Origin of the sequence: Novosphingobium sp. 63-713 (assembly GCF_001898925.1) — a bacterium.
GTDB lineage: Bacteria > Pseudomonadota > Alphaproteobacteria > Sphingomonadales > Sphingomonadaceae > Novosphingobium.
This window is the reverse complement of the sequence record NZ_MKVS01000006.1, coordinates 125,201-138,493: the sequence shown is the minus strand read 5'-3', so window position 1 is coordinate 138,493 and position 13,293 is coordinate 125,201. Positions and strand designations below refer to the sequence as shown.

Annotated in this window: 14 protein-coding genes; 8 read left to right on the top strand and 6 right to left on the bottom strand. The window is 65.0% G+C overall.

Annotation, left to right across the window (positions count from 1 at the left end):
• Positions 1-12: 12 nt before the first annotated feature.
• On the bottom strand, positions 13-945 hold the full coding sequence (kdgD, locus tag BGP00_RS05090) for a 5-dehydro-4-deoxyglucarate dehydratase (protein WP_292692932.1): 933 nt from the start codon (positions 943-945) through the stop codon (positions 13-15).
• Between the two features lie 228 nt (positions 946-1,173).
• Here kdgD and BGP00_RS05085 point away from each other — a divergent pair, with 228 nt between their 5' ends.
• The 4 genes from BGP00_RS05085 to BGP00_RS05070 all read left to right on the top strand — a co-directional run bounded on the left by BGP00_RS05085 (position 1,174) and on the right by BGP00_RS05070 (position 4,979).
• Positions 1,174-2,175: a cyanophycinase gene (locus BGP00_RS05085; protein WP_292692934.1), complete on the top strand. Its 1,002-nt coding sequence runs from the start codon at positions 1,174-1,176 to the stop codon at positions 2,173-2,175.
• Between the two features lie 46 nt (positions 2,176-2,221).
• Positions 2,222-2,680, top strand: a complete 459-nt coding sequence (locus tag BGP00_RS05080; RefSeq protein WP_292692935.1) for a GreA/GreB family elongation factor — start codon at positions 2,222-2,224, stop codon at positions 2,678-2,680.
• A 95-nt stretch (positions 2,681-2,775) separates the two neighbouring features.
• Positions 2,776-4,806, top strand: coding sequence for a carbon starvation CstA family protein (locus BGP00_RS05075; protein ID WP_292692937.1), 2,031 nt, complete (start codon positions 2,776-2,778; stop codon positions 4,804-4,806).
• A complete protein-coding gene (locus BGP00_RS05070; RefSeq protein WP_292692938.1) occupies positions 4,803-4,979 on the top strand; it encodes a YbdD/YjiX family protein in 177 nt (58 codons plus the stop codon). Before BGP00_RS05075 ends, BGP00_RS05070 begins: the two co-directional genes overlap by 4 nt.
• Position 4,980: 1 nt before the next feature.
• Here BGP00_RS05070 and BGP00_RS05065 read toward each other — a convergent pair whose 3' ends face one another.
• The 3 genes from BGP00_RS05065 to panC all read right to left on the bottom strand — a co-directional run bounded on the left by BGP00_RS05065 (position 4,981) and on the right by panC (position 6,982).
• The gene (locus tag BGP00_RS05065; RefSeq protein WP_292692940.1) at positions 4,981-5,307 is read right to left on the bottom strand and encodes a metalloregulator ArsR/SmtB family transcription factor; all 327 of its coding nucleotides are present in this window, start codon (positions 5,305-5,307) and stop codon (positions 4,981-4,983) included.
• A 48-nt stretch (positions 5,308-5,355) separates the two neighbouring features.
• Complete coding sequence (locus BGP00_RS05060; protein ID WP_292693149.1) at positions 5,356-5,727, bottom strand: metalloregulator ArsR/SmtB family transcription factor; 372 nt, start codon at positions 5,725-5,727, stop codon at positions 5,356-5,358.
• A 397-nt stretch (positions 5,728-6,124) separates the two neighbouring features.
• Positions 6,125-6,982, bottom strand: coding sequence for a pantoate--beta-alanine ligase (gene panC / locus BGP00_RS05055; RefSeq protein WP_168603020.1), 858 nt, complete (start codon positions 6,980-6,982; stop codon positions 6,125-6,127).
• A 113-nt stretch (positions 6,983-7,095) separates the two neighbouring features.
• Between panC and BGP00_RS05050 the strand changes: the two genes are divergently transcribed.
• The 4 genes from BGP00_RS05050 to BGP00_RS05035 are packed head-to-tail and all read left to right on the top strand — an operon-like array spanning position 7,096 to position 12,092.
• Positions 7,096-7,908, top strand: coding sequence for a division plane positioning ATPase MipZ (locus tag BGP00_RS05050; protein ID WP_274174507.1), 813 nt, complete (start codon positions 7,096-7,098; stop codon positions 7,906-7,908).
• Position 7,909: 1 nt separating this feature from the next.
• The gene (locus tag BGP00_RS05045; RefSeq protein ID WP_292692943.1) at positions 7,910-8,200 is read left to right on the top strand and encodes a molecular chaperone DnaJ; all 291 of its coding nucleotides are present in this window, start codon (positions 7,910-7,912) and stop codon (positions 8,198-8,200) included.
• The gene (gene pgmG / locus BGP00_RS05040) at positions 8,197-9,663 is read left to right on the top strand and encodes a phosphoglucomutase/phosphomannomutase PgmG (RefSeq protein WP_292692945.1); all 1,467 of its coding nucleotides are present in this window, start codon (positions 8,197-8,199) and stop codon (positions 9,661-9,663) included. Before BGP00_RS05045 ends, pgmG begins: the two co-directional genes overlap by 4 nt.
• Complete coding sequence (locus BGP00_RS05035) at positions 9,660-12,092, top strand: ligase-associated DNA damage response DEXH box helicase (RefSeq protein WP_292692947.1); 2,433 nt, start codon at positions 9,660-9,662, stop codon at positions 12,090-12,092. The genes pgmG and BGP00_RS05035 overlap by 4 nt, the downstream gene beginning before the upstream one ends.
• A 66-nt stretch (positions 12,093-12,158) precedes the next feature.
• On the opposite strand, the gene BGP00_RS05030 is transcribed toward BGP00_RS05035, so the two are convergent.
• Positions 12,159-12,608: a biopolymer transporter ExbD gene (locus BGP00_RS05030; RefSeq protein WP_168603016.1), complete on the bottom strand. Its 450-nt coding sequence runs from the start codon at positions 12,606-12,608 to the stop codon at positions 12,159-12,161.
• Between the two features lie 29 nt (positions 12,609-12,637).
• Positions 12,638-13,174 carry a biopolymer transporter ExbD gene (locus BGP00_RS05025; protein WP_172249169.1) on the bottom strand — a complete coding sequence of 179 codons (537 nt, stop codon included), beginning with the start codon at positions 13,172-13,174 and terminating at the stop codon, positions 12,638-12,640.
• Positions 13,175-13,293: the final 119 nt, after the last annotated feature.

Below are 13,293 nucleotides of genomic sequence, written 5' to 3'. Positions count from 1 at the left end.
AGCCTAGCGCTTTCAGGCAGGAAGCGGGAGAGAATAAGGCGCGACTTTTTCAATGAGCGCGGCCAATTGCGCATCCTCGACCGCCGACAGATCGGTCAGCGGGCTGCGCACGGGGCCTGCATCGCGCCCGATCACCCGGCAACCGGCCTTGACGATCGACACCGCATAGCCGCGCCCCTGATTGCGCAGGTTGATATAGGGCAGCACGAAATCGCGCAATTGCTGCTGCACATGGGCGTGGTTACCGCTGCGCACCGCGTTGTAAAATTCCAGCGCCCATTGCGGCATGAAGTTGAAAATGGCCGAGGAATAGGTGGTCACGCCCATGGTCAGATAGGGCGTGGCAAAGGTTTCCGCCGTGGGCAGCCCGCCGATATAGGTCAGCCGGTCGCCCATGCGCGCATAGATGCGCGCCATCAGCTCGATATCGCCCACGCCATCCTTATAGCCCACCAGATTGGCGTTGCGTTCGCACAGACCCGCCAGCGTTTCATCATCCACAATCGCATTGCCGCGATTATAGACGATGACGCCCAGCCCCGTTGCGCGGCACACCGCCTCGATATGGGCTGCCAACCCTTCCTGCTTGCCCCCCATCAGATAAGGCGGCAGCAGCAGGATGCCATCGGCCCCTGCGGCCTCGGCCTTGCGCGCAATGTCCACCGCAATCGCCGTGCCATAGCCGCAGCCCGAGATCACCGGGACATCGGCCTTACGCTCGCCCACGGCGGCGCGCACGACATGGGCGACCTCGTCGGGGGTGAGGGAGAAGAACTCGCCCGTGCCGCCGGCCGCAAACAGGCCCGACAGCTCATGTTCGAGCATCCATGCGCAATGGGCGCGGAAGGGGCCTTCATCAAACGCGCCATCGGCGTCGAAGTGAGTGACCGGAAAGGACAGCAGGCCCTCGCCCAGCCGCTGCGCCATCGAGACGGGATCGAACATTGCTATCTCCTGATATTGCGCGCCGCCAGGCGTTGGGCCGGGGCGCCGTTTCTGCCGCCCTGCCTAGGGTTTCGGCTCAGGCAGGTCCAAACCAAAGGGGCGGTGGATTGATGCAGGATTTGGCTTGATGGGCGGGGCGGGGGGCGTTCCTCTGCGCAATTTGGCGGTTTGCCGCCCCATGTTCGGCCTGTCAGTCTGCGCCCTCCGATCGCCATGGGGGAGCCGCGCGTGAAATTTGCCAAAGCCTGTCTGTTGGCGCTGACTTTGCTGGCCGCGCCGCTGAATGCCCATGCGCAGGATGGCGGGCCGGGCTATGCCCATTACATGGCGGGCGACCGCAGCCTGTCCACGCCGGGGCGGCGGGCGCCGGGCCTGTTGCTTTCGGGCGGGGGCGATTGGGATGTCGAGGCGTTCCGCTGGTTCGTGGCGCGGGCCGGGCATGGGCATATCGTCGTGCTGCGCGCCTCGCAAAAGGGCGAGCTTGGCGAGGCTTTCTTGAAGGAGATCGGCGGGGTGGCCTCGGTCGAAACTTTCGTCTTTTCCGAGAGGAAGGCCGCCTATGATCCGCGCATCCTTGCCGCGCTGGAGCGGGCCGACGGGGTGTTCATCGCGGGCGGCGACCAATCGCGCTATGTCCGCTTCTGGCAGGCCACGCCGCTGTCTCGCCTGATTGACCGGCTGGCGCGGGATCGCCCGATCGGCGGGACAAGCGCCGGGCTGGCGATCATGGGATGGTGGGGATACGGCGCCTTTGGCGATGACGGCATTACCAGCCCCGAGGCTCTCGATAATCCGATGGGGCCGGGGGTGACGGTGGTGGACCGCTTCCTCCATCTGCCCCGGATGCGGCGAATTTTCACCGACAGCCATTTCATGATCCGGGCGCGCATGGGGCGGCTGATCGCTTTCCTCGCCAATGTGCGCGCAAGGGGAGCGAAGGATGTCGTCGGGCTGGGCATGGATGAGCGCGCCTCGCTGGTGGTGGACGGGGCGGGCCATGCGCGGCTGATGGCGCCAAAGGGCACCTACGGCTGGCTGGTGCAGCCGGCGGGGCGGGCGCAAAGGGCGGTGCTGGGCGAGAAGCTGGATTATGCCGGGATCAGGATCACCGGGATCGGGGCCGACAGCCGGTTCGACCTCAACACCTTGCAGGTGAGCCATCCGGCCTTTTCCGGCGTGGCGCGGGTGCGCGCGGGTGTGCTGACCGGCGTTCCGGCTCCCTTGCCGTGATACCGGCGCGCTGTCATAGGCGGGCGATGAGAGTGGAGAGCATGCAATGAGCGTCGCCTTTCGCCGCGATGGCGATGAGGAACATCTGGAGCCGAAATTCGAGCTGCCCATTCCGCCCGGCCCCAATCTGGTGACCGCGCGCGGCAAGGCGCAGATCGAGGAGAAATGCGGCGAATGGGAGGCTGCCGTCGCCGCCGCGCCGGATGAGGAAGCGGTCAAATCCGCCCGCCGCCATTTGCGCTATTGGCGCACCCGCGCCGCCACCGCCCAGGAAATGCCCGTGCCCGATGGTTCCTGCGTTGCCTTTGGCGCCACCGTGCAATTCCGCCTGAACGGCCAGACCCGCACCATCACCATCGTGGGCCATGACGAGGCCGATCCGACCTCTGGCCTGCTCGCTTTCTCCGCCCCTCTGCCGCGTGCGATGATGGAGGCCGAGGCGGGCGAGCTGGTCGATTTCTCCGGCCGGGCCGAAGCGATTGAGATTGTTTCAATCACGGTTTAGATTTTGGCACGGTTTGAATTTTGGCACGGTTTGAACGCTGGCAAAGCGGGGATTTAGCCGTTACCCCTCCGGGCCGATAGAGCCGGGAGAATGCGATGTTTGGGCCTTTACCATGGATGGCGGCGGGTTTGCTGGGGCTGGGCGCTCTGGCGCGGGTGGCGCTCGATCATGGTGAGCCGATCAATACGCTCTGGCTGGTGGTGGCCTCGCTGGGCTGTTTTCTCGCTTCCTATCGCTTCTATGCGCGCTTTATCGGCGCGCGGGTGATGGGGCTGGACGGCGCGCGGCCCACGCCTGCGATGCGGCGGCCCGATGGGCTGGATTATGTGGCGACCGACCGCAATGTCCTGTTCGGCCACCATTTCGCCGCGATTGCAGGCGCGGGGCCGCTGGTCGGGCCGGTGCTGGCGGCGCAGATGGGCTATCTGCCCGGATCGCTGTGGATCATTTTTGGCGTGGTGCTGGCGGGTGCGGTGCAGGATTTCCTGGTGCTGTGCATCTCGATGCGGCGCGACGGCAAATCGCTTGGCGAAATCATCCGCATGGAAATGGGCGAGGTGGCGGGCGGCATCGCGCTGCTGGGCACCTTCATGATCATGGTCATCATTCTGGCCGTTCTGGCGCTGATCGTGGTCAAGGCCTTGGCCGAAAGCCCGTGGGGCATGTTCACCGTGGCGGCCACGGTGCCTTTGGCTCTGGCGATGGGCGTCTATTCGCGCTGGATCCGTCCGGGGCGCGTGGGTGAGGTTTCGCTGCTGGGGCTGGTGGGCTTGCTGGCCGCGCTGGTGTTTGGGCAGGATGTCGCGCAATCGGCGTTCTGGGGGCCGTTGTTCACCTATACGCCGATCCAGATCTGCTGGATCCTGATCGTCTATGGCGCGGTGGCTTCGCTCTTGCCGGTGTGGTTGTTGCTGGCCCCGCGCGATTATCTTTCGACCTTTTTGAAAATAGGCACGATCATCGCGCTGGCCATCGGCATTCTGATTATGGCCCCGGCGTTGAAAATGCCCGCGCTGACGCAATTCGTGAATGGCGGCGGGCCGGTGTGGTCGGGCGGGCTGTTTCCGTTTCTCTTCATCACCATCGCCTGCGGGGCGGTATCGGGCTTTCACGCGCTGATCGCCAGCGGCACCACGCCCAAGCTGATCGCATCCGAGGCCGACGCGCCCTTCATCGGCTATGGCGCGATGCTGGCCGAGGCGTTCGTGGCGATCATGGCGCTGGTGGGCGCATCCATCATCGAGCCGGGCATCTATTTCACCATGAACAGCCCCGCCGCCCTGATCGGCACCACGCCGGAAAGCGCATCGGCGGCGGTCTCGGCCATGGGCTTTGCCATCACGCCCGAGGCCATCGTGCAATTGACCAAGGACATCGGCGAGCACACGATCCTTTCGCGCACCGGCGGCGCGCCCACGCTGGCCGTGGCCATGGCGCAGATTTTCAGCCATGTCGTGGGCGGCGCGGCGATGAAGGCCTTCTGGTATCACTTCGCCATTCTGTTCGAGGCTCTGTTCATCCTGACCGCGGTGGATGCGGGTACGCGCGCCGGGCGGTTCATGGTGCAGGACCTGCTGGCCCGCGCGGTGCCGGGGTTTGCGCGGATCGGCGGCATAGCGCAGGGGCTGATCGGCACCGCGATCTGCGTGGCCGCATGGGGCTTCTTCCTGCATCAGGGCGTGACCGATCCGCTGGGCGGGGTGAACACGCTCTGGCCGGTGTTCGGCATTTCTAACCAGATGCTGGCGGCCACCGCGCTGATGCTGGCCACAGCCGTATTGTTCCGCATGAAACGGCAGCGTTATGCATGGGTCTCGGCGCTGCCGACCGTGTGGCTGCTGATCTGCACCTTGTCGGCCGGGTGGCTCAAGCTGTTTTCCGATGATCCCAAGGTCGGATTTTTGTCGCATGCGGCGAAATTTTCTTCGGCGGCGGCGCAGGGCAAGGTTTTGGCCCCGGCCAAGAGCATGGCGCAGATGGAGCGAATCATCTTCAACGACCGGGTCGATGCGGTGCTTTGCGGGTTCTTTATGGTGGTGGTGCTGGCCGTTTTGGTGGCGGCGGTGCGAACCTGTGTTGTGGCTCTGCGCAGCGATGCGCCCAGCGTGCGCGAGGTAATGGCGTGAGCGGGTTTTTGCGCCGTTTGATGGGCGCGCTGGTGGGGATGCCCGATTATGACGCCTATCTGGCGCATATCCGCGCCCACCATCCCGACCGCGCGCCGATGACCCGGCAGGAGTTTTTCCGCAACCGCCAAGAGGCCCGCTACGGCAAGGGCAGCGGGGGCAAATGTTGCTGAATTAAGGCTTTTTCGTCCGGTTCTGTTCCGCCTCGAACAATTCGCAAAGAGCGTGGATCGTGCCCGAGACGATCCGGTCCTTCAGGCTGTACCAGCGCGTCTGGGCCTCGACCCGCACGTTCACGATATCCTCGGCGCGCAGCAATGCCAGATGTTGCGAAACGCCCGATTGAGACAGGCCGGTCATCGCCACCAGCTCGTTCACGCTGACCTCGCCCTCGTCCATCCGGCACAGCATCAGCAGGCGCTCAGGGTGACTCATCACCTTGAGGCGCGCGGCCATCATCGCGGCATTGGCTTTCAGTTCTGCAAGGTCCGTGGGCTTCATTGGGCCGGAATTGGCGCTTTCCGGCGGGTTTTGCAAGGGGGGGCGGCGTCAGGCCCCCGCCGATCCGCCTCGCGCGGCGCCTGCCAGCGCCATTTCCGCCAGCGCCTGGGCCACCTCGGCCATGCGGGGGCGGGCCAGCGAATAGAACACCTGCTTGACCTCGCGCCGCCCCTGCACCAGCCCCGCCTTGCGCAGCAGCGCGAGTTGCTGGCTGATGATCGACAGGCTTTGCCCTGTGCGCGCGGCCAGTTCGCCCACGGCCACGGGGCCGCGCGCCAGTTGCGTCAACAGATTGAACCGCAGGGGATGGCCAAGCAGACGCAGCGCCTCGATCAGGTCGGGAACGGGCGGCGAGCCGGGCGCTAAAGACGGGTGGGAAGCGCAGGCGGCAGGGCGCGGGGCGCTGTCGGCTGGTTCCATCACGTCGCATTGCTCCCAATCTGGCCAGAGCCGCAGACGGTCCGGCGGCGGGCGCCTATCCTAATGTATTGTGATGGTGAGAAATTGACCGCGATCAATCGGCAGTTCCGAACATGCGGTTTCCATTCCAATCAGGATGTTCCCAAATGGTTCGTTAACCGCAGGTTACCGGACGCGAAAAGCGGGCAAAAGAAAACCCGGCCGAAGCCGGGCTTGGAAGTTTGGGAGAGGATGCCTGAAAGGCAGGTTCTAAGTAGGTGAATCAGGTGATTCGCGCAACTGTAAAAGATGTCAACTAGCCATATCGGCGTTAATTAAATGACACAAAAACCAAGATGGCCAATATGGCAAAATCCCGTTCATGTTTCGGTAAATTTCGCCACTCTGGTCCGACAAATTATCCCAGCGGAACATCGATATTGTCGATCAGCCGGGCCTTGCCGATTCGGGCGGCGGCCAGCAGGCGCGCCGGGCCGGTGCCGCGTGTGACCAAGGGCACCAGCGTGTCGGCATCGCAGACCTGCGCATAATCCACCGAGGCAAAGCCGCCCGCCAGCACCGCCTGCTCCATCCGGGCCAGCGCCTCGCCGATCGGCGCGCCGCCCGCGATTTCCGCCGCCGCCGCCCGCATCGCGCGCGACAGAGAGGCCGCCTCAATGCGTTCCTGCGGCGTCAGATAGGCATTGCGCGAGGAACGGGCGAGGCCGTCCTCTTCGCGCACCGTGGGCACGCCGATGATGGCATCGACATGCGGCGCGGTCAGATCCAGATCGCGCGCCATCCGCCGGATCACCGCCAGTTGCTGCCAGTCCTTTTCGCCAAACAGCGCGACATCGGGCGCCACCTGATTGAACAGTTTGAGCACCACCGTGGCCACGCCGTCGAAATGGCCGGGCCGGGCCGCGCCGCAATAGCCATCGCTGACCCCCGAGACGCCGACATTGGTGGCAAAACCGGCGGGATACATTTCATCGACCGTGGGCGCCCAGAGCAGCGCCACGCCCTCGCTCTCCAGCGCGGCCTGATCGGCGGCCAACTGGCGCGGATAGGCGTCCAGATCCTCGCCCGCTGCAAATTGTCGGGGATTAACGAAAATCGATGCGACCACGTGATCGGCATGGCGCCGCGCCTCGCGCATCAGCGTTAAGTGCCCGAAATGCAAGGCTCCCATCGTCGGGACCAGCGCCACGCGGCCGCTCTTGCGCAAGTCGGCCACCGCTTCGCGCAGCAGATTGAGGTGATTGATGGTTTGCACCGGCACGGCCCCTTCGGTAAGGTTTTGACACTGTTCGCGCGGTGGCTGATAAGCCGGGCCGACGCGGGCAGCAACGCTTTTAAGCCCGCCAACCCTGTGATGAGAGAACCGCCATGTCTGGTCCCCACCGCATCGTTTTCGCCAATGAGAAGGGGGGCACGGGCAAATCCACCACCGCCGTGCATATCGCCGTCGCGCTGGCCTATCTGGGCGCGCGGGTGGGCACGATCGACCTGGATTCCCGCCAGCGCACGATGCACCGCTATATGGAAAACCGCGGCGAAACGCTGCGCCGCCGGGGCATCGACCTGCCCACGGTCGGCTTTGAGGTGTTTCGCGGGACGACCACGGCCGAACTCGACGCGCTGACCGAACAGGTGTCGCAGAATGTCGATTACCTGATCTTTGACACGCCGGGCCGCGACGATGAATTCGCCCGCCATGTGGCGATGAGCGCCGACACGCTGGTCACGCCTTTGAACGACAGTTTCGTCGATTTCGACCTCATTGGGCAAGTGGATGCCGAGACCTTCAAGGTCCGTCGCCTGTCCTTCTATGCCGAAATGATCTGGGAGGCGCGCAAGAAGCGGGCGCTGGCCACGATCAACGAACACCGGCGCGAAATGGACTGGGTGGTGGTGCGCAACCGCACCCAGCATATCGAGGCGCGCAACATGCGCCGTATCGACAGCGCGTTGGCCGAACTCTCGCGCCGGGTGGGCTTTCGCATTGCCCAGGGCCTGTCCGAACGCGTGATCTACCGCGAATTGTTCCCCAGCGGGCTGACCCTGCTGGACAAGGGCCATCTGGGCGATCTGGGCACCAGCCATCTGGTCGCGCGGCAGGAATTGCGCACGCTGGTGGCGGGCATGAACCTGCCCGCGCCCCGTGTGCAGCGCGATGCGCAGGCGATGTCGGCGGGCTGACATGGTCAAGCTGCTCCTGCTGCTGGTGCTGGCGTCATGGGCGTGCCGCCAATGGACGGGCCAGTGGCCATGGGTGCATTGGCAGCGGATGACCGGACCGACCCCGGTAGAGCGCGCGCGCCGCCTGCTGGGCGTGGAGGCCGGGGCCGGGCGCGGGGCGATCATTGAGGCGCATAAGAAACTGATCGCGCGGGTTCACCCCGATCGCGGCGGCGATGCCGCGCTGGTGCATGAGGCTAATGATGCGCGTGATCTGCTGCTGGCGCGGCTGGGAACCGAAACCGGCACATGACCGATCCGGCGATCTTCCGGGAATATGACATTCGCGGCACCTATGGCCGCAATCTGTTCGACGATGACGCGTATGCGATCGGCCGCGCGGTGGCGCAGGCCCTGCAGGAGCGGGGCGGGCGCAGGATCGCTGTGGGGCGCGACGGGCGGCTCAGCGCCCCCGCGCTGGAGGCCGCGCTGGTCGATGGCCTGCGCGATGGCGGGCTGGATGCGGTGCGGATCGGGGTTGGTCCGACCCCGATGCTCTATTACGCCGAAGCCTCAATGCAGGAGGTAGATGGCGGCATTCACGTAACTGGCAGCCACAATCCCCGCGATGATAATGGCTTCAAGATAGTATTTTTTGGGGGCGCCCTGTTCGGGGCCGAAATCCAGCGGATCGGGCTCCTCGCTGCGGATGTGGCGGCTGCGAAGCGGAGCGGTGTTGCCGGTGAACTTGGTGCCGGAGAAGGTGTTGCCAGTGAAGGGATCGGCGGTGATCTCGTCCATCGCGGCGCGGTGGAAGGGCAGGATATTCTGCCCGCCTATGTCGCGCGGCTGGTCGATGGTCTGCTGCCGGGGCTTTGGGACAAGGCGGGCGACCTTCGCATCGGCTGGGACGCCGGAAACGGCGCCGCCGGCCCCGCCATCGAGGCCCTGACCGCGCTCTTGCCCGGAGAGCATCATCTTCTCTTCACGCAGGTTGACGGACATTTTCCTCACCACCATCCAGATCCGACTGTTGAGGCAAATCTCGCAGACTTGCGGGCGCTGGTCGCCTCCAGACATCTCGATTTCGGAGTGGCTTTTGACGGGGATGCCGACCGGATCGTGGTAATCGACGGGCGGGGGCGCTCGATCCTGGGCGATCAACTGCTGGCGCTGCTGGCGCAGGACCTTTTGCTCGATTGTCCCGGCGCGGTAATTCTGGGCGATGTCAAAGCGTCACAGGCGGTATACGACCGGATCGCGGCGCTGGGCGGGGGGCCCGCGATGGGGCCTGCGGGGCATAGTCTGATCAAGGCCGAAATGAAGGTTAACAACGCGATGCTGGCCGGGGAGACCTCGGGCCATATCTTTTACAAGCACCGATTCTACGGTTTCGACGATGCGCTTTATGCGGCGGTGCGGCTGATCGCCGCGGTTTCGCGCCGAAATGGATCTATTGCGGACTGGTTCGATGAACTGCCCGTCTGCTTCAACACGCCCGAATTGCGCTTTCCTGTGGCGGCCAATCGTAAACGCGCGGTGGTTGAGGAAGTGGCCGCCAGGCTGGCGGCGCAGGGCGCGCGGGTCAACCGGATGGATGGCTTGCGCGTGTCCTGCGATGATGGCTGGTGGTTGCTGCGCGCGTCCAATACGCAGGAGATGCTGGTGGCCCGCGCCGAGAGCACAAGCGAGGCCGGGCTTGCCGCGCTGGTGGCGCAATTGGACGCAGAACTGGCGCAAAGCGGGGTGAGCCGGAGTGGGGCAAGCGGGGTGTGAGGCAGGTCCACCCGCGCATTGCCGAATGGTTTGCCGGGCGCGGGTGGCATATCCGCCGCCATCAGGCCGAAGTGCTGGCGCAGGTGGCCGATGGGCATCATGTGCTGCTGGCCGCCGACACCGGGGCGGGCAAGACGCTGGCCGGGTTTATGCCCACGCTGTGCGATGCGGCGGAAGGCGTTTTGGCTGCCAAAAAAGGCGAGGGGGGCTTGCACACGCTCTATGTCTCGCCGCTGAAAGCGCTCGCGCATGATATTCAGCGCGGCCTGTTGGGGCCGGTGGCCGAAATGGGGCTGGGCCTGCGGGTCGAGGCGCGCACCGGCGACACATCCTCGGACCGCAAGGCGCGCCAGCGTCACGATCCGCCCCATGTGCTGCTGACCACGCCCGAATCTTTGTCTTTGCTGCTGTCCTATCCCGAAAGCGCGACGATGTTTGCGGGGCTGCGCTATGTGGTGGTGGACGAAATCCACGCGATGGCGGCGGGCAAGCGGGGCGATCTGCTGGCGCTGTCTTTGGCCCGGTTGCAGAGCCTGGCGCCGGAAATGCGGCGGATCGGCCTTTCCGCCACGCTGGCCGATCCGGCGGGCTTTGCGCGCTGGCTGGCGCCTGTGGGCGAGGATGCGGCGCTGGTTGCCGGCGAGGAGGGCGCGCCCGCGGATGTCTCGATCCTGCTGCCTGCGGGCCAGCGCATTCCGTGGAGCGGCCATGCGGCCAGTTGGGCCGTGCCCCAGATCCTCGATCTGATCCGCGCCCATCGCACCACGCTGATCTTTACCAACACGCGCTTTCTGGCCGAATATACGTTTGGCCTGCTGTGGGATCGCAACGAGGAAAACCTGCCCATCGGCATCCACCATGGCAGCTTGTCCGCCGAGGCGCGGCACAAGGTCGAGGCGGCGATGGCGGGTGGGCGGCTGCGCGCGCTGGTCTGCACCGCCAGCCTCGATCTGGGGGTGGACTGGGGCGACATCGATCTGGTGGTGCAGATGGGGGCGCCCAAGGGCTCCTCGCGCCTGTTGCAGCGGATCGGGCGGGCCAATCACCGGCTCGATTGCCCGTCCAAGGCGGTGCTGGTGCCGGGCAACCGGTTTGAGTATCTCGAAGCCGTGGCCGCCGTCGAGGCGGTGCGGGCGGGCACGCGCGATGGTGAGGACCTGCGCCCGGGCGGCCGCGATGTGCTGGCCCAGCATGTGCTGGCGCTGGCCTGCGCGGGGCCGTTCGATGGCGACGCTCTGCTGGCCGAGGTGCGCCGCGCCGCGCCTTATGCCGATATGGGCGAGGAGGAGTGGGGGCGGGTTCTGGGCTTCGTCTCGAACGGCGGCTATGCGCTGCGGGCCTATGACCGGTTTCGCCGGATCACCCATGGCCGCGATGGGCTTTGGCGGCTGAGCCATCCCGATCTGGCGCGCTCCTATCGGTTGAATGCCGGGATCATTGTCGACGCCGATATGGTCGAGGTGGCCTTTCGCAATGGCCGCGCGCTGGGGCGGGTGGAGGAGGATTTTGCCGCCTCGCTGGGGCCGGGGGATACGTTCCGCTTTGCCGGGCTGGACCTTGAGGTCGAGTCGCTGCGCGAGGGGGCCTTGCTGGTGCGGGCCTCGCGGCGTTCGGCGGCGATTCCCTCGTATAATGGCGCGCGCATTCCTATCTCCTCGCATCTGGCCGACCGGGTGCGGGCGATCCTGAACGATCCGGCGCGTTGGAATGATTTTCCCGAGGATGTGCATGAATGGCTGGCGGTGCAGGCGCGGGTATCGGTGCTGCCGCGCCCGGGCGAACTGCTGGTCGAGAGCTTTCCCCATCAGGACCGCTTCTACAGCGTGTTCTACACGTTTGAGGGCTGGCCCGCGAATCAGTCACTGGGCATGTTGATGACGCGGCGGATGGAGGCGCTGGGCCTCTCGCCGCTGGGCTTTGTGGCCAATGATTATGCGCTGGCGGTCTGGGGGCTGCGGCCCGTTGAGGACCCCGCCGCGCTGCTCTCGCCCGACATTCTGGTCGAGGAATTTGTCGAGTGGGTGGAAAATTCCTATCTGCTGCGCCGCGCCTTCCGCGAGGCTTCGGTCATCTCGGGCCTGATCGAGCGGCAGATGCCGGGCAAGCGCAAGACCAACCGGCAGGTCACTTTTTCAAGCGATCTCATCTATGACGTGCTGCGCCGCTATGAGCCGGATCATCTGCTGCTCAAAGCCGCATGGGCCGATGCGCGGCAGAAGATGACCGACGTGGCCCGCGTGGCCGAGGTGCTGGACCGGGCGCAATCGGCGATCCGCCATCAGCGCCTGTCGCGCGTCAGCCCGCTGGCCGTGCCGACGCTGACCATGATCGGGCGCGAGAGCCTGCCTGCAGGCGCCGCCGATGATGAGCTGCTGCTGGAAGCCGAGGCGCTGGCCGCCATCGCCATGGGCGATCCCGCGCCGGAATAGGGCGCAAAAAAAGGGGCGGATCGCTCCGCCCCTCTCTCTTGCCGTTTAACGCAGCATACCCTGGCCTTACTTGGCCCCGGCAGCCTTGTTGAAAGTGGCATAGCGCTCGTTGCCGACGAAGCCGAACTTCGTCACTTCCGAGGCCTTGATGATGTTCAGCACATTCGCTGCCAGTTCATAGCCCGACTGCGCATCCGGCTCGAACTGAAGTTCGGGCTCGGGGGTCATGCTGCGCGAAGCCTTGAGGTTCGCGGCCAGCACGCTGCGGTCGATCGGCGTGCCGTTCCACAGGATCTGGTTATCCGGGGTAAGCACAACCTTGTTCTTGATCGGGTCGACCGGCGGCTTGGGCATATTCGGCGGCGGCGGCGAAGGCAGGTCGATGTTCACCGCGTGGGTGGCCACCGGAATGGTGATGATGAACATGATCAGCAGAACGAGCATAACGTCGATCAGCGGAGTCGTGTTCATCTCCGACATTGGCTCGCCATCGTCTTTACCGGCTGACATTGCCATGGGATGTTACTCCTGAGTTAAAGGGCTTATCAGCCGTTCGGATCGACCGGGTTCGAGATGAAGCCAACCGTGGGATAGCCCGCGCGCTGCACGTTGAAGATCGCACCCGCGACGCAGCGCCAGGGCGCTTCGACGTCGGCACGAACGTGAACCTGCGGCACCTTTTCGGGGTTATCGCGCAGAACCTCTGCACCGCCCTCGCGCTTGATGATGTCGTCAAGGCGCTTGAACGCCTGGTCGTACAGTTCAGTCGAGTCAACGGGGGTGATGTTGTTGAAGTAGATGCGGCATTCGCCACCACGCGACGCGCCTTCGAAGCCGGGGTCGCCGGCGCTGCGACCGGCAGCGTCGGTGGTGCTGACCGTGATCAGCAGGTTTTCGACCTTATCCTTGGATTCCTGCGAAACCATCACAGGGATCTTCAGCTTCTGGATCGTCTGGATCGCGACCGGAACCGCGATCAGGAAGATGATCAGCAGCACCAGCATCACGTCCACCAGAGGGGTGGTGTTGATGTCGGACATCGGCTTTTCTTCGCCGCCCGCGCCGCCAACAGACATTGCCATGTTATGATCCTACTCTTGCAATGCCCTCTTTCGAGAGGAGGGATTGGGGGGAGGGGAGGGCCGGGAAATCATGCCGCATGCCGCGCATGATTTCCCGTAGCATCCGCTCGGACTGGCCG

What these genes read in the sequence shown, in the direction of transcription:
- BGP00_RS05030 (WP_168603016.1), bottom strand. Translation starts at nt 12,608, where the DNA reads ATGGCAATGTCAGCCGGTAAAGACGATGGCGAGCCAATGTCGGAGATG.
- BGP00_RS05075 (WP_292692937.1), top strand. Translation starts at nt 2,776, where the DNA reads ATGTTTGGGCCTTTACCATGGATGGCGGCGGGTTTGCTGGGGCTGGGC.
- BGP00_RS05060 (WP_292693149.1), bottom strand. Translation starts at nt 5,727, where the DNA reads ATGGAACCAGCCGACAGCGCCCCGCGCCCTGCCGCCTGCGCTTCCCAC.
- BGP00_RS05045 (WP_292692943.1), top strand. Translation starts at nt 7,910, where the DNA reads ATGGTCAAGCTGCTCCTGCTGCTGGTGCTGGCGTCATGGGCGTGCCGC.
- BGP00_RS05080 (WP_292692935.1), top strand. Translation starts at nt 2,222, where the DNA reads ATGAGCGTCGCCTTTCGCCGCGATGGCGATGAGGAACATCTGGAGCCG.
- BGP00_RS05065 (WP_292692940.1), bottom strand. Translation starts at nt 5,307, where the DNA reads ATGAAGCCCACGGACCTTGCAGAACTGAAAGCCAATGCCGCGATGATG.
- kdgD (WP_292692932.1), bottom strand. Translation starts at nt 945, where the DNA reads ATGTTCGATCCCGTCTCGATGGCGCAGCGGCTGGGCGAGGGCCTGCTG.
- BGP00_RS05050 (WP_274174507.1), top strand. Translation starts at nt 7,096, where the DNA reads ATGTCTGGTCCCCACCGCATCGTTTTCGCCAATGAGAAGGGGGGCACG.
- pgmG (WP_292692945.1), top strand. Translation starts at nt 8,197, where the DNA reads ATGACCGATCCGGCGATCTTCCGGGAATATGACATTCGCGGCACCTAT.
- BGP00_RS05025 (WP_172249169.1), bottom strand. Translation starts at nt 13,174, where the DNA reads ATGGCAATGTCTGTTGGCGGCGCGGGCGGCGAAGAAAAGCCGATGTCC.